The sequence below is a fragment of the Porticoccaceae bacterium LTM1 genome (assembly GCA_030252795.1).
Lineage (GTDB): Bacteria > Pseudomonadota > Gammaproteobacteria > Pseudomonadales > Porticoccaceae > SCSIO-12696.
Genome location: CP127080.1, coordinates 2,300,216 through 2,318,916, shown reverse-complemented (window position 1 = coordinate 2,318,916; position 18,701 = coordinate 2,300,216). Strand labels below are relative to the sequence as shown.

The 18,701-nt window shown below is 49.7% G+C and carries 17 protein-coding genes; 9 read left to right on the top strand and 8 right to left on the bottom strand.

Annotated elements, in window-relative coordinates:
* Positions 1 to 49: 49 nt before the first annotated feature.
* Genes QP938_10110 through QP938_10085 form a run of 6 tightly spaced genes read left to right on the top strand, consistent with a single transcriptional unit; the run spans position 50 to position 6,492 of the window.
* A complete protein-coding gene (locus QP938_10110) occupies positions 50 to 550 on the top strand; it encodes a GspH/FimT family pseudopilin (GenBank protein ID WIO73647.1) in 501 nt (166 codons plus the stop codon).
* A 23-nt stretch (positions 551 to 573) separates the two neighbouring features.
* A complete protein-coding gene (gene pilV / locus QP938_10105) occupies positions 574 to 1,146 on the top strand; it encodes a type IV pilus modification protein PilV (protein WIO73646.1) in 573 nt (190 codons plus the stop codon).
* A 2-nt stretch (positions 1,147 to 1,148) separates the two neighbouring features.
* A complete protein-coding gene (locus QP938_10100; GenBank protein WIO73645.1) occupies positions 1,149 to 2,114 on the top strand; it encodes a PilW family protein in 966 nt (321 codons plus the stop codon).
* Positions 2,115 to 2,174: 60 nt separating this feature from the next.
* Positions 2,175 to 2,666 (top strand): pilus assembly PilX N-terminal domain-containing protein, encoded by a 492-nt coding sequence (locus tag QP938_10095; GenBank protein ID WIO73644.1) that lies wholly within the window; start codon positions 2,175 to 2,177, stop codon positions 2,664 to 2,666.
* Between the two features lie 14 nt (positions 2,667 to 2,680).
* On the top strand, positions 2,681 to 6,010 hold the full coding sequence (locus tag QP938_10090; protein WIO73643.1) for a PilC/PilY family type IV pilus protein: 3,330 nt from the start codon (positions 2,681 to 2,683) through the stop codon (positions 6,008 to 6,010).
* Positions 6,011 to 6,042: 32 nt separating this feature from the next.
* Positions 6,043 to 6,492: a type IV pilin protein gene (locus tag QP938_10085; protein WIO73642.1), complete on the top strand. Its 450-nt coding sequence runs from the start codon at positions 6,043 to 6,045 to the stop codon at positions 6,490 to 6,492.
* Positions 6,493 to 6,700: 208 nt separating this feature from the next.
* Here the strand turns inward: QP938_10085 and QP938_10080 are convergent, their stop codons facing one another.
* The 4 genes from QP938_10080 to QP938_10065 all read right to left on the bottom strand — a co-directional run bounded on the left by QP938_10080 (position 6,701) and on the right by QP938_10065 (position 11,708).
* Positions 6,701 to 8,071, bottom strand: a complete 1,371-nt coding sequence (locus tag QP938_10080; GenBank protein ID WIO73641.1) for a sigma-54 dependent transcriptional regulator — start codon at positions 8,069 to 8,071, stop codon at positions 6,701 to 6,703.
* Complete coding sequence (locus QP938_10075; GenBank protein WIO73640.1) at positions 8,068 to 9,699, bottom strand: ATP-binding protein; 1,632 nt, start codon at positions 9,697 to 9,699, stop codon at positions 8,068 to 8,070. Before QP938_10075 ends, QP938_10080 begins: the two co-directional genes overlap by 4 nt.
* Positions 9,700 to 9,740: 41 nt before the next feature.
* Complete coding sequence (nadE, locus tag QP938_10070) at positions 9,741 to 10,574, bottom strand: ammonia-dependent NAD(+) synthetase (GenBank protein ID WIO73639.1); 834 nt, start codon at positions 10,572 to 10,574, stop codon at positions 9,741 to 9,743.
* 150 nt (positions 10,575 to 10,724) lie between these two features.
* Positions 10,725 to 11,708: an outer membrane protein assembly factor BamD gene (locus tag QP938_10065; protein ID WIO73638.1), complete on the bottom strand. Its 984-nt coding sequence runs from the start codon at positions 11,706 to 11,708 to the stop codon at positions 10,725 to 10,727.
* Positions 11,709 to 11,805: 97 nt separating this feature from the next.
* On the opposite strand from QP938_10065, the gene rluD reads away from it, so the two are divergent.
* Positions 11,806 to 12,780, top strand: coding sequence for a 23S rRNA pseudouridine(1911/1915/1917) synthase RluD (gene rluD, locus QP938_10060; GenBank protein ID WIO73637.1), 975 nt, complete (start codon positions 11,806 to 11,808; stop codon positions 12,778 to 12,780).
* Positions 12,761 to 13,507: a peptidoglycan editing factor PgeF gene (gene pgeF / locus QP938_10055; protein ID WIO73636.1), complete on the top strand. Its 747-nt coding sequence runs from the start codon at positions 12,761 to 12,763 to the stop codon at positions 13,505 to 13,507. Before rluD ends, pgeF begins: the two co-directional genes overlap by 20 nt.
* 133 nt (positions 13,508 to 13,640) lie before the next feature.
* Here pgeF and dxs read toward each other — a convergent pair whose 3' ends face one another.
* From dxs to QP938_10040, 3 genes are all read right to left on the bottom strand, one after another.
* On the bottom strand, positions 13,641 to 15,575 hold the full coding sequence (gene dxs / locus QP938_10050; GenBank protein WIO73635.1) for a 1-deoxy-D-xylulose-5-phosphate synthase: 1,935 nt from the start codon (positions 15,573 to 15,575) through the stop codon (positions 13,641 to 13,643).
* A 475-nt stretch (positions 15,576 to 16,050) separates the two neighbouring features.
* On the bottom strand, positions 16,051 to 16,932 hold the full coding sequence (gene ispA / locus QP938_10045; protein ID WIO73634.1) for a (2E,6E)-farnesyl diphosphate synthase: 882 nt from the start codon (positions 16,930 to 16,932) through the stop codon (positions 16,051 to 16,053).
* The gene (locus tag QP938_10040; protein ID WIO73633.1) at positions 16,929 to 17,171 is read right to left on the bottom strand and encodes an exodeoxyribonuclease VII small subunit; all 243 of its coding nucleotides are present in this window, start codon (positions 17,169 to 17,171) and stop codon (positions 16,929 to 16,931) included. Before QP938_10040 ends, ispA begins: the two co-directional genes overlap by 4 nt.
* Before the next feature lie 610 nt (positions 17,172 to 17,781).
* Here QP938_10040 and QP938_10035 point away from each other — a divergent pair.
* On the top strand, positions 17,782 to 18,342 hold the full coding sequence (locus QP938_10035) for an HNH endonuclease (GenBank protein WIO73632.1): 561 nt from the start codon (positions 17,782 to 17,784) through the stop codon (positions 18,340 to 18,342).
* Positions 18,343 to 18,383: 41 nt separating this feature from the next.
* Here the strand turns inward: QP938_10035 and QP938_10030 are convergent, their stop codons facing one another.
* Positions 18,384 to 18,698 (bottom strand): antibiotic biosynthesis monooxygenase, encoded by a 315-nt coding sequence (locus tag QP938_10030; protein WIO73631.1) that lies wholly within the window; start codon positions 18,696 to 18,698, stop codon positions 18,384 to 18,386.
* Positions 18,699 to 18,701: the final 3 nt, after the last annotated feature.

Below are 18,701 nucleotides of genomic sequence, written 5' to 3'. Positions count from 1 at the left end.
GAAGGGTTAATTTGCTATATCAAGCACCATGAATAAAAAGGCGATAAAAATGCGTGGATTCACCCTGATTGAGCTGATGGTCACCATCGCTATTGTGGCAATTATTGCCGCAATAGCGGCTCCAAACTTTAGTGCTTTCCTGGACAGGAGCAGAACGGAGACCAGCGCGTCGATGTTATATACCGCTCTGCTGACAGCCAGAAGTGAGGCTGTGAAAAGAAACCAGGAAGTGACGATTCGGGCAAATACCACTGGTAACTTTGAGTCGGGCTGGGCCATTTTTGCAGACGATGATGGTGACGGGGTTCTGGATAGTGGTGAAGAATCCATTCGCACCCAGAGTGCACTCAGTGGTGACATTACTGCCCGTATATCAGGTATTTCCTACATAACATTTGCCGCCAATGGAACTGCAGTAAACAGCAGTGGCTCTTCTGTGAGCCGGTTTAATGTCTGTGGTCGTAGTGGCGATACCTCTCAGGGTTACCTGCTGGGTATTCAGGCAACAGGGCGTGCGCATAAAGAAAAGGGTGCTACTAGCTGCCCATAATGCATCAGGAGCAAATTAGGACGATGAATTATCGTACCGGTAGAGCCATAAAGTTTGGTTACAAGCAAAAGGGTGCAGGATTAATTGAGGTGCTGATAGCGGTGTTGATCACTGCAGTGGGCATTCTCGGGGTTGCTGCAATGCAGATGGCAGGAAAGCGAAACCTGTATGAAGGTACGCAACGCTCTTTGGCTACGGGGTACGCCAGGGACCTGATAGAGCGTATGCGTGGCAACCCTGACCAACTGGCAACGTATGTAACAACTTTGGGGGGCGGCAGCTCTACCCGTTCTGCGGGTACCGACTGCAGTGCTGACGGAGCTAACTGCACTACAGCACAACTGGCCGCACGCGATTTATACGAAATTGAGCAGGCGGTCCTTGGAGCTCAGGAGAGTAATGTCGGGGGGTTGGTCTCCCCAACAATATGCATCGCTAATAACTCGGGTAATGTCACAGTGACCATTGCCTGGCGTGGGGCGGCAGAAACCAGTAGCCCCGGTGGTAATACCTGTGGAGAGGGACTGGGTCTCTACGGTACTGATGATGCACTTCGTCGTACCCTCACCATCTCAACCTTTATCGGGGAGCTGTAAGAATGATTCATTTTGCTCCAAAAAACTGTAAAGGCTTTTCGCTTGTAGAGTTAATGGTGGCGCTGGTACTTGGGCTTCTGTTATCAGCGGGTATCATCAATATTTACATCGATAGCCGCAGAAACTTTAACTTTGAGGAAGAAGCTGCGCGACTTCAGGAAAACGGCCGCTACGCCATTAATTTGCTGAAATCCAACTTAACACAAGCCGGCTTTTTCGGTGGTATGACGAATAAGCTTGCTTCCGCTCAAAGTGTCACGAAGGACTGTGTTGCAGGGGTTAATTGGGTGCTGGATGGCACTGAGCCAATTGATCTGATCAATGATTATTCCAGTAGTACGGCTACGGTACGAGGTAAAACTCTCAATTGTTTAACTACAGGTACATTGCAAGCCGATTCCGATATCGTCACTGTCAAGCGAACTGCTGGTGATATGACAATAAAGTCGGGTGCTGCCCACGCCGGTGCTTCAGGTGATGCTACCCAATGGTATCTTCATGTAGAAAAGAGTAATTCCAGCTGGCATTACGGCACCGGTTTCTCAACCAGCTCCTTATCCAATTACTGGGAGTATTACGCCAAAGTATTTTATGTGCGTGATTATTCGTTGACGGCTGGTGATGATGTTCCGACGCTTTGTGCTGAACAGCTGGAGGGCGATGAAATGACTACATCAGCCCTGGTGGAAGGCATTGAAAATATGCAGATCGAATTTGGAATTGATACTGATAATGACGGTGTATCCAATCGGTTTGAGACTGCGCCTGACGCCTCTGAAATCCAGGATGCGATTATGGCGCGTATCTATCTGTTGGTGAGAAGTGTGAATGAAGCGCCTGTCGGATATACAGATGACAAATCATATACATTGGGTAGTAAAGTCATCGCAGCAAAAAATGACCGTTATTTGCGCAAGGTGTTTTCTACCTCAGTACAGTTGCGAAACGCTGGCATTCCAAGAATTTAATAGAAGTATTTCAAACCCAACCAGAGGGTTTTAGGTGTGAGACATAAAAGAGAAATTCGTTTGAAAAACCGTCAAGAAGGGGCGGTTTTGATCATTGCCATGATCTTCTTGCTTTTAATGGCATTACTTGCAACAACCGTGATGCAAACCAGTGAGCTGGAATTCAAGATGGCAGGTAACGAACAGTTTCGTGAAGAGGCATTCCAGACTGCTCAGGCAATCTCAACGTTTGTAGCTGTGAATGAAGATACAGCTTACGACCTGATTGCGAATGAGGGGGATAGAGCGACTCCAACAGTAACAGCAACGGTTTCGGTACCTACAGGAGTTACCACTACTACCTGGATCGAGTTGATCGATAGTGAGGTGGATGTGCTGACTCGAATCAGGTTGGCTGAAGACCAGGCGCTGGGTGGTAGCTCGGGCGACTGGGAGCTTTATGAGGTTGGTGCCAGTTACTCTGGTAGCGCCGTCAAGCTTGGTGAAGCACAAGTGATTCAGGGACTAATGAGAAAAGTGGTTGAATCCAGCCAGGACAACCAGGCGGATTAACCGGGAGCAGTGAAATGAAAAAGTTACTAGCCGTATTGTTACTGCCGATGACATTTTTGTCGCAGCCTTCCAAGGCTGACGATATTGATATTTATCTGCAATCATCAGCTGGCTCTGTGCCACTGTTAATGATGATGCTGGATTGGCGACCAAGTGTGTTTGCAACCCACTGCAGCAGTTTTGATGATGCCTGTGAAGCGACGATGTCAGCAGGAGCTGCAGCTGCATTAGTTAATTATCGAAATACCAATAGTATTAGCCTTTCCGATACTGTAACTCGCTATGAAGTATTTGTAGCAGTCATGGAATCTCTTTTGTCAAAAACCAATGTTGATGGAGATCTGTTATTTGGTTCCATCCATATGGCGCTTTCCATTAGTAACTTTGACAATGGCGGAACCATTCTTGAAGGTTATAACGAGTTGGGTGCTGAGATTCCTACAGACCTTACCGAACGTTCGAACTATGGTGATTTTGAAACCTACTGGAGTAACACCAATGGTGGTGTTGATGTCCCGACTCCTCTTTACAAAGATTACCTGATCTGGCGTTTGCGCCAGATAAAAGCCCCATCAAATAACAGCCAGTCACATAAGCTTCAGCCCAGTGAGACATTTTATGAAATGTACAGTTACTGGAATGGCCTTGAAGTTCAATACAGTGATGCTGCCGGTACATCCAATAACTTCCAGAGTATTGTTGCACCAAATCCAGCCTTTGATGCCACTATCCAGCAGGATCTCTTAGGTTTAGGGATATCTGCAAACTATATTTCGCCAAGCCAGTTTACCGAATTTGATTGTACTAACCTGTACGCCATCGTTATGGCAATGAACGTAGCTAACCAGGATGATGACCTGGATTCTGAAATTGCAAGCGCAATGCCAGAAGATAGCGCCAGTGCCAAATTCGAAAATATGCTCGATTATATGGCTGACCATGATCTGGTTGGCTCCGATATTACCGGAACATCAGCGACAGAAGACCTGATTACCTGGGTAATTTCTGACTCGGGAAGTAAAGGTTCAACTACCAACTGGGCTGCAGCAGGTAACTCAGGGCAAGGTGTATTGAACTTCGATGATGCCGTAGAGCTGGAAGAAGATCTGGAAGCTGCTCTTGTAAAAATTATCTCTGTAAGTTCTACGTTTGTGGCTTCGTCTGTACCAGTAAACGTTTTTAACCGTACCGAAACGCTGAACAGCCTCTTTGTGGCTTTGTTTGAAGCGCAGGGAACCGTTGATTGGCCTGGAAACCTGAAAAAACTCAAGCTTGTTGATTCTATTGATGTTGACTCAGATGGTGATGGCACCGCTGATGCTGGCGACGGTATTTTTGATGACATCGTTGATGCCAACAACGTAAGTGCCTTCGAGGAAATAGGCGATGATAAAGGCCGATTAAAGCTCACTGCGCTTACATACTGGACCGACAGTGCAAATTTGCCCGATCCCACAGAATCTGAGCAAGATGATTTCGTTACCGGTAAAGATGGCCGTAAAGTGGACCGCGGTGGTGCTGGGCAGCAGTTGCCAGGTTTTCTTACTGACGTTGCTCCGGATATGAATTCACAGACCGACGCAAGACAGCTATATCTGGAGCCTTCTTCCGGGTCGACATTTACAGCGTTAAACGCAACTACTGCTATCGCGGCTACGTTGAGGTCCGAGCTTGGTGTATCGACTGATGATGAGGCACTGGAATTAATCCGCTGGGCTCGTGGTCGTGATGTTGATGACACAGATGGTGATGGTGATGACACTGATGTGCGAAGCTGGATCCTGGGGTCATCAATTCACTCACAGCCATTGGCCTTAAACTATGGTACAGCCGGCAGTCATAGCGAATCTAATCCCAATATTCGCTTGATGATGGGCTCCAATGACGGTTTCTTTCATATTTATGAAAACACTACCAGTGGTGGAGCCGAAAGCGGTGAAGAGGTTTTTGCCTTTATGCCGAGAGAATTGCTGCCAAACCTCGTTGAATTGCGTAGTGATTCCCGTTCCAGCTCTGCAATGATTTACGGCGTTGACGGTACACCAACAGCGTTTGTTGTGGACAACAATAGTGACGGTACTATCAGTGTTGCCGATTCTGATGAGGCCTATGTCTATTTTGGTCTGCGCCGCGGTGGAAAAAGTTACTATGCGCTGGACGTCTCGGACGTTACCGCCAACCCGACCTTGAAATGGAAAATAACCAATACTGACAGTGACTTTTCCGAGCTTGGTCTTACCTTTTCTGACCCTATCGTGGGTAAGGTGAAATACGGCAGCTCATCAGTAGGTGTGGTTATTTTTGCCGGTGGTTATAACGGTGGCTGGAATGATGCGTTGACTGACCGTGTAGGAAAGGATCTGGGTGATGCGGACGACACTATTGGCAATGCCATTTATATCGTTAATGCCCGAACAGGAGCTTTGATCTGGAAGGCTACTCAAGGTAATAGCAGTGCTTCCAATACAAACTACCAACATGCGGATATGGTAGATAGCATTCCTTCAAAAGTGACCGCATTTGACTCAAATGGTGACGGTATTATTGATCGACTGTATGTGGGCGATACTGGAGGTGCGGTGTGGCGTGTTGACCTTCCTGAAGGGGATGGTACTAACAGTGATCACAGAAAAGATAATTGGTTCGTTAGCAAGCTGGCTGAATTGGGTACTGATGGAGTAACGACCGACAGAAGATTTTTCCATCAGCCGGAAGTAGTGCCCACCTATGACTCTGTTGGTGATTACGATGGTGTGGTAATTACCAGTGGTAACCGTGCTGATCCATTAAATACCGATGTTGTTAACTACGCCTTCCTGATTAAGGATCGCAATACGACTACCGGAAGCAGTGCGGCCAGGAGCGCGACAGCACTTACCATTTCTGATCTGGATGATGTGACTGGCTGTGTCACTCGTGACGACACCAATTCAGCCTGTACCTCTGCGAAAACCAATGGCTGGAAGCTGGAGCTGGGAATTGCAGGAGAAAAAGGCCTGGCATCACCACTGATTGATGCTGGTGTGGTGTTGTTTACCAGTTATGCCCCTACGGATGCCGTTAGCATCTGTGATGTCACAGAGGGTAATGGTTACGTGTATCTCGTTGAGTTATCCGATGGATCAGCTGTTCTGGACAATCAGCGCAGCTATGATGTTGGCCCGGGAATCCCTCCCAGTGTGGTTTCTATTGGTAATGCCATTATTATTCCAGGTGGTGGTATAGGTGTAGACTCGGATGGCGACGGAATTATTGATGGCAGCACAAAAGTAGGTGCACCTCCCCGTACTGTTAAATCCAAATTCATTATCTACTGGCGTGAACCCGGTATGGATGAGCTTTAATTTTGAAATTTGAGAAATTGAGTGTGAAATATATGAATAAGCAAAAAGGCTTCACATTGGTTGAATTGATGGTGGTGGTTGCCATTGCTGCCATCATTGCTGCGGTAGCTATTCCCAGTTACTTTGGGCAAGTGTTAAAGGCCAAGCGTGCAATAGGTAAAGCTGAGCTGATGGAGATCGCTGCTCGACAGGAGCAGTATTTTGTCAACAATAAAACCTATACGGATGACCTGACAGACCTGGGATATCCTGCTGCAGATTATTACGTTACTGCCGATGGCGATGCGTCAGCTGCTATTACTGATGACACCATTTACCTGCTGGATGCGACTACGGCTAATGGCGGTTTGGAGTTTACTCTTAAGGCTACGCCACAAAAATCACAGACGAAGGATACCGACTGTAAAACTCTGGGTCTTGATGAGCAGGGGCTGAAATACCAGACTGATGGAGCTACGGCAGCGACCGATACTTGCTGGTAAGTTTGGTTTGAAGCGATTCTACGGAAATAATATTGTTTACGGCCATCGTAGTGTAATGGGGGTTAGCCCGATTGTGTCATCCTGAGCTTAGCGAAGGATCTCTGGCTTGGAAATAAATAACGAGGTTCTTCGCTACGCTCAGAATGACAGTTAGGTAGTTTGCAGCAACATGTAATGCGGGGTGGAGGTTTTTCCCCGATACAGGTAGCTACTCATCAAGTCCAAGTTTCTTCAATTTATAGCGAATCTGGCGAAAAGAAATTCCCAGCTCTTTGGCCGCGGCTGTCCTATTCCAGGCAGTTTTTTCCAGTGTTTTAGTCAATATCTCTTTTTCGATTTCTTCAAGAAAATCGTCAATGCAGTCCACTTGCTGGGCGCAGAGGTCGCTGATATTTGTGAAGCCGTTGGAATTTCCGTTTGAGCTTGCTGGTACTTGATCCCGCAGTTGAAGGTCATGCACCTTGATAGTCTGGCCATCGCAGAGGGTGAATGCTCTTTCCAGAATGTTTTCCAGCTCGCGAACATTGCCCGGAAAATTGTATTCATTGAGCGCCTGCAAGGCTTCTCGACTAATCTTGGGACAGCTTACTTCAGCTTCACTGGCAAACTCACGCAGAAAGTGTTGGGCCAGTTCAGGTATGTCCTCTGTTCGCTGCCTGAGAGCCGGTACCAGTAACTCGATCACATTGATGCGGTAAAAAAGATCCTGCCTGAATTTCTCGTTGGCCACCTCTTGGGGAAGATTTTTATGTGTGGCGCTTAAAATGCGAATGTTGGTAGGAATCTCTTTTTCCGAACCTACGGGGCGTACGGATTTTTCCTGAATGGCGCGGAGCAGTTTTACCTGCATTTGCAGGGGGAGGTCTGCCACTTCGTCCAAAAACAGTGTGCCGCCGTCAGCGGCCTGGAAAAGCCCTTGTTTGTCTTGATAAGCACCGGTAAAGCTGCCTTTTTTGTGGCCAAAGAACTCGCTTTCCATCAGCTCGGAAGGAATCGCGCCACAGTTAACTGGAATAAAAGGCCCATTGGCTCTGGGGCCGCTATAGTGAATAGCTCGGGCAACCAGCTCTTTACCACTGCCCGATTCACCGCTGATGAATACCGGTGCCTGGCTTCTAGCCACCCTGCGTATTTGGTTGCGCAGTGTATCCATTGCGGGTGAGTTACCAAGCAGGTCCTGAAGGTGCTGGCCTGACTTGGTAGTGCTTTCATTCAACTCCAGTGCGGATTGAACAATCTGGCGCAAGCGGCCAAGCTCGACTGGCTTGGAGACAAAATCAAACGCACCCTTTTTCAAGGCGTCAACAGCAATTTCCATGTTGCCATGAGCGGTGATCACCGCGACAGGTACTTCAGGATAATCTGCCTGAATATGTTCGACGAGTTCCAATCCATTGCCATCTGGTAAGCGCATATCGGTCAGGCAAAAAGCGACTGGATTCATATTCAAAAGCTGGCGAGCACTGTTCAGGTTCTCAGCCTCAATTACCCTTAACCCCATTTGGGTTAATGTCATTGAGAGGAGCTCCCGAATATCTGGCTCATCATCGACTATTAATGCAGTGGATTCAGTTGTCATTGCATTTGCCCCGGCAGCAAGCGATCAGGATGCGCGAACCCGATTCGGAAAAAGCCATTTTCGCCATTTCTGGGATGATAATTCAAGGTGGCGAAGTTCAATTCGCAAAGTTCTCTGCAAATATATAGACCTAAACCAGAGCCTTGATGCGAAGTTGTAAAGAAAGGCTCAAATATTTTGTCTGTATTTTCAGGTAAAACGCCTGGGCCCTTGTCTTCTATATCCAGATATGGACGTCCGGTGGATTGAGACGTTGATAGTGTTATGCCAGCCCAGTGGCAGTTGTTGTGCTCATTGCTGTATCGCAGGGCGTTGTCCAGTAGGTTACTAACCACCTGATTGAGCTGTGAAGGATCAAATTGTATTTGACAGTGATCCTCAATATTGAGGTCGATGACTATCTGGTCAGCATGAGTAGCGCGATAATCCTCAATGAAGTCGTTAAGCCAGGCTTTGATGTCGAGCTTCTGTAATTTGGGTGGTTGCTGCCTGGAAAGTTGTAGAACGTTTTCAATGATTTGATTGACCCGGTCACTCTGCTTTTTAATGATTTGCATCAACCGCGATTGCTGGCCCAGTTGCGGGTCTTCTTCCAGTAATTGCGCGGCATGGCTGATTGCGCCTAATGGATTACGAATTTCATGGGCAATACTGCCAGTCAGCCGACTGAGAGACTCCTGTTTTATCAATTGGGCATGCTGGGAGAGGGTGCGGGTGTCTTCCAAAAAGATCAGAATTTGTTGCTCTTCACCTTCAGTCAGGTAAGTGAAATTTGCCTGGACCTCAATACCGGCATTGTTTTCCTGAAAGACTTCTGGACGAATCCAGGGGTATTCTCTCCAGTGTTGGTAAGTATTTTGTAAGGTTGGCACAGAAGTTAATGAGCTTCCTTGAGACAGATTCTCTTGATTGGCTTCATCACCAAGTAGTCTTTTGGCGGCGTCATTGATAAGCTGAATGTGACTGTCTGAATCAAGCACAATAATTCCGGTTCGCATCCGCGCGATAATATGTTTGTTCAGTTGCTGTAGCTGTGCAGCGCGTTGTGCTTTCGACTCAGCATCTATCTGTGCTCGACGAAGTCGGCGGGTCAGTAATTGAAAGGCCAGGGCAGTGACAAACAGTAATACGCCCAGCAGTCCTGCCTGAAAGACAGTGTTGTTACTGGAGTCCTCGCCAAGTAAACGAACAATACTGGTCGAAATAACACAGATACTTGCCACAGCAGCAAGCAACAACGCCAGTTGCCCGGAGATAAACAGGCTACCTGCAGCAACGCAGACCAGCAGCAAGAATCCCAAGCCACTTTGAATGCCATTACTGGTATGCATTAACAGCGTAATGGCACAAATATCCACTAGTACCAGGAAGAATATTTGTGCTGTATTGGGGGTTACGGATGGGCGGATAAAAAATATCAGCGTCAATGTGTTGATTACGGCGTAGCCGATAGCTGTATAGGAGAACAGCTCCGGTCGATAACTGCCGAGAATATCATTGGCAATGCCGGAATGGTGCATGGCCAGAATAAGCCCGGCTAAAGCAAAGCGGTAGAGAGTGTAAACCCTGAGCAAAGACCGGTTACCCTGATCCTTCAGGGCGTCCAGTTTTTTATTTGATTGCTTCATTGTTGAGCTTGTAATAGTTATTTCTCCGGTCGCCCGCCCGATCAATCGTAAATGGTCGGGATGGGCTGGCGCTTGTGCTGGGTAGATTTGTAAATCGAAATCAGCCTCTCGGCGACTTCGTCACTAACAGGCAGCCCTTCCAGGAAATCGTCAATCTCATCGTATCGAATACCCAATGCTTCTTCGTCCGCTTTAGAGGGTGAAAGGCATTCAAGATCTGCTGTTGGGACCTTACCTACCAGTTCATCCGGGGCACCCAGTGTTTTTGCCAATAACCTGACCTGGCGTTTGCTAAGCCCGAACAGCGGTGCCAAATCACAGGCACCATCACCAAATTTGGTGAAAAAGCCGGTGATATTTTCGGCTGAATGATCGGTTCCCAAAACCAGGCCGCTTACCAGTCCGGCAACTTCGTACTGTATGACCATGCGAGTACGGGCTTTTACATTACCTTTGACAAAGTCGATATGAAAATCAGATGTGTGCGCCAATAAATCACACTCCTGCATGGCACCCAGGGTCTCTTCGTGTATCCCGTCAGCACCCAGCTTAACGTTGATGGCAAGACTCTTGGTGGGCTGGATAAAACTGAGTGCCGCCTGGGCATCGTGTTCATCTGCCTGAACCCCATAGGGGAGGCGCACAGCAATAAATTGATAGCCGCCGTCGGTCTCCGCGTTTAATTCATCTACAGCTAATTGAGCGAGTCGGCCACAGGTGGATGAGTCGACACCGCCACTAATGCCTAACACCAGGCTTTTCAAGTGAGACTGGAGCAGCTGCTTTTTGATAAAAGCAACGCGGCGCTGGATTTCAAATTGCGGTTCAATCCGGGGTAATACCCGCATTTCCTGAATGATTGATTCTCTGTCCATTACTTCTGAATTTGCTCGCTGTTTTAATTTATTACACGAACCTTAGATTACCACAGCAATAAGGCATAGTCCCTTTGGGTGTATGGATCCAAAGGTTGATTTACAGGCATAAAAAAAGGAGCCGAAGCTCCTTTTTTTATCTGAAGTTGTTCAATCAAACAAACCAAAGGTGAGGATGCTCAGCCAGGAGCGCTCTTCCTCAACATTTCGGCCTTTTCCGTGCTTGGGTTTGTAGACCGGGTTGTAGATCTCGCGGGTGTCGTAGCCGGGCGCTTCAGGATTGCCGATCAAGCCAAATGACAGCTTGTTAACCCAGGGGCGTTTTTCGCCACTGACGTCTTCGCGGAAGTTGAAATTGCCGTCTTTGTCCAGTGCCGGGTAATCCGGGTAGTTGGCAACCAGAACAGAAACAGCGTCATCTGCCAGGTCTTGAATGCCTAGCAGGAAGTAGCCCTGTGCCATAATGGCCAGTCCATCGGCAACGGCAGGAGTTTTCTGAAAGCTCTCAACCACATATTTGCCGCGATTGACCGCCGCCAGGTAAGCGCCGCGCTTAAAGTAGTAATTGGCAACATGGATTTCATAACGCGCGAGATGGTTGCGCAGGTGAATCATGCGCTTGCGGGCATCAGCGGCGTAGGGGCTGTTGGGGTATCGTGACAGCAGCTGGTTAAAAGCTGCAAAGGATTCACGGGCAGCGCCGGGGTCGCGTTTGGTAATATCCGTTGGCAGAAAGTTGCCCACAAAGCTGCGGCTTTCGCTGAAAGCGGCCAAACCTTTCAGGTAATGGGCATAATCAACGTCAGGGTGTTGAGGCTGGAGTCGAATAAAGCGGTCGGCAGCAGCAATAGCGGCCTGGTAGTCACGACTGCGATAATAGGCGTAGATCAGGTTCAATTGAGCCTGTTCGGCGTATCCGCCGAAGGGGTACTTGGCTTCCAGGGCCTGGAGAGTTTGGATGGCGCGCTGCCAGTTGTTGGCACGCATGCTCTTTTCGATAGCCTCGTAAAACTGGCGTTCGGTGTAGTTTTCGGTTTCCGATTTCTTTTCTTCTTCATCGTCGCCAAAGCCCATCCATGAACAACCTGTAATGGAAAGGGTGAGACAGAGACAAAGGGGAGTTAAAATACGCATCAACGCGGATCCTTAACGATCTGATTATTTTTCGGCTCAATAGCCGGTTATTTAACCACAGCAGTGTGGTTAGCAAAAGTGGGATAACGATCACTCTATGATAAATGAAGAATCCACCATCCAGTGCGAAGCACAGGTGCCCGATTCACTCGCAGGGTCCAGATTGGATCAGGCGGCTGCGGAATTGTTCCATGAATACTCAAGATCACGCTTAAAACAGTGGATAGAGGACGGTTCACTGCAAGTGGATGGTCAGCAGCGCAAGCCCAAGGAGCGGTTGCTGGGGGGCGAATTAATGACTCTGGCGGCTGAACTGGAGCCTGCAGGAGAGTGGCAGGCCCAGGATATTCCCCTGGATATTGTCTACGAAGATGACACGCTGCTGGTGATTAACAAGCCCGCCAATCTGGTTGTTCATCCCGCTGCTGGTAACCCGGATGGCACGGTATTGAACGCGTTACTGCATCACTGCCCGGAACTGGAGTCAGTGCCAAGGGCGGGTATTGTCCACCGTTTGGATAAAGATACGACTGGCTTGATGGTAGTGGCGAAAACGCTGACCGCACACCATGATCTGGTCAAACAGTTGCAGGCCCGCACTGTCTCTCGGGAATACGAGGCGGTAGTAATGGGGACCATGACCGGAGGTGGCGTGGTTGAGGCCGCCATTGGCAGGCACCCGAGGTCGCGTACCAAGATGGCGGTGGTGGAATTTGGCGGTAAGGAAGCCATTACCCATTATCGGTTAATCAAGCGCTTTCGAGACTACACTCATGTTCGCTTGGCGCTGGAAACCGGTCGCACCCACCAGATTCGTGTCCACATGGCCCATATTGCCCATCCGTTGGTGGGGGATGCTACTTACGCTGGTCGGCTGAAACTACCTAGAAATGCAACGCCAGAGCTGGTTGAGCTGCTTAGGCATGGATTTAAGCGTCAAGCCCTGCATGCTGCTTCACTGGCCCTGATTCATCCGGATACTGGCGAAGAGATGGAGTGGGATGCGCCGCTGCCGGAAGATTTCCAGAATCTATTGTCGGTATTGAAACGCAATGAAACTGCTGACACCTGATTGGCCTGCACCCGCTGAGGTAAAAGCGGTTCTGACGACGCGTCTGGGCGGGTACAGTGAAGCTCCCTGGGACAGCTTTAACCTCGGGTTACGAACCGGTGATGATCAAGAGCATATGGCGAGTAACAGGGCCCTGTTGAACGATGCAACAGGCCTTGGACAATCTCCTCAATGGTTGCATCAGGTTCATGGGAAAACCGTGGTTGAGGCATCAGCTGATGGCGTTGAGCGGGAAGCAGACGCAGCGGTCAGTCGCACACCCGGCCTGGCCGCCGCAGTACTGACGGCGGATTGCTTGCCGGTTCTGTTTTGCGCCGAGAATGGCAGTGTGGTTGCAGCCGCTCACGCGGGATGGCGAGGGCTGGCTGGAGGTGTGCTTCGAAATACAGTCGATGCGATGGGGGTGGAGCCGGGTCAAATTCTGGCCTATCTCGGACCGGCCATTTCCCAAACACATTTTGAGGTCGGTCCTGAAGTTAAAGCGGCCTTTCAGGCTAACGCGATAAATTCAGGGCACGGCAAGGAGATTGATGCCGGGTTTATAGCAGGGAAGGGTGATAGATTGCAGGCCGATATTTATGCGCTGGCTAAAGCAGAGCTTAATGCGATTGGCGTAAATGCTGTCTATGGCGGTAATTACTGCACTTACAGTCAACCAGACCTGTTCTATTCATACCGACGCGATGGGGTAACCGGCCGAATGGCCTCGTTGATCTGGATTGAATAGGGCTTGTTTTCGCAGGCCCTTTTTCAGACGTAATGTGGTCCACTTAAGAAATATCGTCATTCCCGCCTACGCGGGGATGACAAGTACTTCCGATAACTTAAGTGAATAGCGTTACCTTTTTCAGGCAGGTCTTTTACAAAGCTGCTGAGTGTTTTCCATCCAGTAGTTGCAGGCGCTGTTCGATGGCCTGCTGAATGCTGGCAGCATCCAGGCCGACGGCTTTGAGCTGCTGACTGTGGCTTGCATGATCCAGATAGCTGTCCGGCAGGCCGAGATGTAAGACTGGAATTACCACACCACTGTGCGCCAGGTACTCGGAGACTGCAGCGCCAGCGCCGCCATGGATGCTGTTTTCTTCCAACGTCACCAACAACTCATGTTTCTCGGCAAGCTCGGTAATCAGTGCTTCATCGAGTGGTTTTACAAAGCGCATATCGGCAACGGTGGCGTTGAGTGCTTCTGCTGCTTCCATTCCGTTATTCAGCAGGGTACCAAAGCTCAAAATAGCAACGCGCTTGCCCTCACGACGAACCAGGCCTTTACCGATCGGAAGGGCTGTCATTTCCTGCTCAATATCGACCCCGGTTCCACTGCCGCGTGGATAGCGTATGGCGGCAGGGCCGTTGAATGCAAAGCCGGTGTAGAGCAGCTGGCGACACTCGTTTTCGTCAGAAGGGGCCATTACCAGCATGTTGGGAACACATCGCAGGTAGCTCAAATCAAAACTGCCTGCATGGGTGGCACCATCTTCACCCACCAGTCCGGCGCGATCGATGCCAAAAGTGACATCCAGGTTTTGCAGGGCGACGTCGTGAATCAGCTGATCGTAGGCGCGCTGCAGGAAAGACGAATAAATTGCCACTACGGGTTTTTGTCCCTCGCAGGCCAGCCCGGCAGCCAGTGTCACAGCGTGTTGCTCGGCAATGGCAACGTCGTGGTATCGATCCGGAAACCGCTTGGCAAATTCCACCATGCCGGAGCCTTCACACATTGCCGGGGTGATACCTACGAGACGTTGATCCTGAGCCGCCATGTCGCAGAGCCAGTCGCCAAACACCTGCTGGTACTTGGGCTTTGCTTTTTTAATAGTTTTGTCAGGTTGGCTTACAGCCACCTGAGGAGGTTGTTTGGGCTCGATCTTGCTTAGCGCGTGGTAGCCCACCGGATCTTCTTCCGCAGGAATAAAGCCCTGGCCCTTACGAGTAATGGTGTGCAACAGAATTGGACCAGTCAGGTGCTGCAAATTCTCGATCGTGTGAATCAGCTGCGGCAGGTCGTGGCCATCAATCGGGCCGATATAAGTGAAGCCCAACTCTTCAAACAGGGTTCCCGGAGCCACCATGCCTTTCATGTGCTCTTCGGTACGACGAACAAAGGCAGCAGCGGAGGGGATGGCCTTAAGTACTTTTTTGCCCCCTTCGCGAATGGTGTTGTAGAAGCGGCTGGCCCAGATTTTAGAGAAATAGGTAGCCAGGCCGCCGACATTGTGGGAGATCGACATATTGTTGTCGTTTAGTACCACCAACATATCGGCATCGGTATGGGCTGCGTGGTTGAGGGCTTCAAAGGCCATTCCCGCGGTCATTGCGCCATCGCCAATTACTGCAACAGTACGGCGCGGTTCACCGGCCATTTTTGCGCCTAGTGCCATACCCAGTGCAGCACTGATGGAGGTGCTGGAGTGACCAACGCCAAAGGTGTCGTATTCGCTTTCACTGCGTTTCGGAAAGCCGGACAAACCGTCTTTTTGGCGGATTCCCGACATCTGCTCGCGACGGCCAGTGAGAATCTTGTGTGGGTAAGTCTGGTGGCCCACGTCCCACACCAGTCGATCATAAGGGGTGTTGTAGGCATAGTGCAGGGCGATGGTCAGTTCCACCACTCCGAGGCCAGCGCCGAAGTGTCCACCAGTTTTACCGACGCTGTATAGCAGGTAGGCACGCAGTTCATCGGCCAGTTGCAGCAGTTGCTCTTCATCCAGCTCGCGCAGCTGTTGAGGGGCGTCGATGCTGTCCAGCAACGGCGTGTCGGGGCGGGTAAGCGGGATTTCGGTGAACTTTTCTGCCATAGGGTTTCACTAGTGCCAGGCACACTGCCTGCTGATAAGCCAAGGGAACAATATTACAACAATTTGACCCTGAATTCGCTCAGGAATTGTGCTGCTGTCTGTAGATGAAATGAACACTGGTGGGTTCTGTACACAAGTTATGGTGGCGACACGGAGCAGGTATTGCTTTCCTGAACACGCGGCAAGTACATCCATGTAGCTCGGATGCGACGTCCATGTCGCATACGGTCCAGAAAAGCAATACCTGCCCCGGGTCTTTGCATTGAATATTGGGGATTTATTCAAGCGCAGTGGTTATTTGGTGTTCGACTCTCGATGCGAAAAGAGGGTGCGGGGACAGGTTTCTGGAATCGTGGCCAGCACGGACGCTGGCCTCGAGCCTACATGGATGACTCTTTACCTATGGGGAGTACGGCGAGTTCCAGAAACCTGTCCCCGTATCCTCTTGCCACCACAATGTGTGCAGAATCCGCTCTTAATGACTGCGGGTTACGATGTAGTTGGCGATGGCGCGCAACGGTTCGGCGCCGTCATCAAAATCGGCCAGTGCCTCAATAGCGGATTGGTGCAGCTCGGCGGCTTTGGCCTTGGCCTGATCCAACCCCAGAATAGAGGTATAGGTCGGCTTGTTTAACGATTGGTCGGCACCCTGCCTTTTTCCCAATGTTTCAGTTGAGCTTTCTACATCCAGAATGTCGTCCTGAACCTGAAATGCCAGTCCGATACAGCGGCTGTATTGATCAAGTGCGGCTAACTGTTGCTCACCAGCTCCAGCACTCATGGCACCCAATCGCACACTGACAGCGATCATCGCGCCGGTTTTCAACTGGTGCATCTGTTCAAGTTGCTCAAGCGACAAGGCGTGATTGACCGACTGCAGATCAATTGCCTGACCAGCCACCATTCCGGCGACGCCAGAGGCTTTAGCCAGTTCCGAGATCATTTTAAGTGCAGTTTCAGGTGAACAATGTTCGAGCTGCGAAAGTTGCTCAAAGGCCAATGCCTGCAGGGCATCGCCTGCCAGAATTGCAGTCGCCTCATCAAAAGCAATATGGCAGGTCGGCTGGCCGCGACGCAGGTCATCATTGTCCATCGCTGGTAAATCGTCGTGGATCAACGAGTAGGCATGAATCATTTCTACGGCACTAGCTACCCGGTCGGTATCCGAACTGACTGTGCCTACAGCCTGCGCGGCAGCGTATGCCAATAAAGGGCGAATCCGCTTTCCGCCATTGAGCAGGCTGTATTGCATTGCTTTCAGCAATTGTTCGGCAGGACTGGAGCTGACTGCAAGTTCCAGCTGGTGGTTAACTCTGGAAAGAGACGCGTCCTGAAATTCTTTGAGAGTATTGCTCATGAATCGGACTCAAAGGACTCGCTGGACAACTCACCGGTTGCCGGATTTTGAGTCAGGATTTCTACTTTCTGTTCAGCTTCTTTCAGGGCCTGCTGACACTCACGAGTAATCTTGATGCCCTCTTCAAAAGCCTTCAGGGAATCTTCAAGACTCATTCCGCCCTGTTCCATCTCTTTAACCAGGGATTCCAGCTGTTCAAGACGCTTTTCAAAGTCCGGGGATTTTTTTCGGGTAGCCACTTTCTATTAACCTGTGGTGATTGCAGACAGGGCGCAACCGTAGCCGAGCCTTGCTGTCCGGTCAATGGCTCTATTGAGTGGTAAACCAATTCAAGGGTAGGAAATATCCTACAGGAAAAGCAGATATTTCCTGATGTTCACCTAAACGGAAAAGAGCCACTATTAGCCCCGCATGGATGCTCTGTCACACGGATGTGTACCCCCACGGATGATATGGATATGAGTCGAGGGGTCCATGGTTGGAATGGCTATACTGCTTTTTACCCTCTGGTTCTGCCAGAGGGTTTTTCTTTTTGGGGCTGGGAAGGTTCAGCTTTCTGTCACAAAATCCTCACAAATTTGCCCTGGGATTGCGCTTCATAAGCAGTTGACACTGTACCTGCAAAGGGTATGCTGTGGTTATTGGGTGTACAGTAACTGGGAAGGACATTGCCTTCAATAGAGATAGCCTGAATCTTATTTACTCGCTATTGCACCGGATGTCAGTCATCCGTGGCCAGGTGACTCTTCTATCTGATTTCCAAACTCCATCGGGACCTCCCGCTGGAGTTTTTGCTTTTATGGGGCTTGGAAAAGGTGTTTGTAGTCGACCGGTTAGGGGGAGAGAGTCATGCAACCAATGATTTTGCGTTTGAATCTCGCTGGGCAGCCAATTGAATGGCTGGGGTGGCAGGATGCTGTGTGCATGTATTCGCGAGAGTTGGTGGTCTGGAGTATGGGCAAAGTGGTGCAGCGCATTCACGGTGGTCACTCCAGGTTGACGGGGCTGCAAACGGTCGTTGACTTACCCAGTATTATTGCTTGCGGAGGGGAACGCCTTGCCAGGCCACGTAAAAATTTTCCTCTCAGTAACCCTGCATTGTTTGTTCGCGATGCTCATATGTGCATGTATTGTGCGCGAGAATTTTCGGCGCAGGAGCTGACCAGAGACCATATTGTTCCAACCTCAAAGGGGGGCAAAGACCGTTGGATGAATGTGGTGGCTGCTTGCCGTCGTTGTAATCAGAGAAAAGCCGATTCACTGCTGGAAGAGATTGATATGCAGTTGGTGGCACTACCTTATCGGCCAAATAATGCAGAGTACCTGGCGTTGATCAACAGTCGCCGTATTCTGGGTGACCAGATGGAGTTTTTAAGAGGACAATTTTCAAAAAATTCCCGCTGGCTGTAATGGTGGGATAAGCAGCAGGGTTGGAAGCAGGTTTAAATGAATCAGGTTGCGTGATTTGTTGCAGTAAAAGAATAACTGCGAGTTACCTCAACGACCTCTACCTTATAGTTTTTGTACCATCTCTTTCTTCCCTTTGCCTGCGCAATCTGATGCTCCGGATTGGCTTTCCACTCCCTGATCGCGTCAAGTGATTTCCAGTAGGAAATAGTAATTTCCGACTCTCCTTCACAAACACTTTGCATGGAAATAAAGCCATCCAGTTGCTCTGCCAGATGGCGCATACGCTGAATGGTATTGCCGTAATCTTCCTCGTTGGCTTCAGGGTTAAGTACAGCGCTGAAGATTACGGCAAACATAGC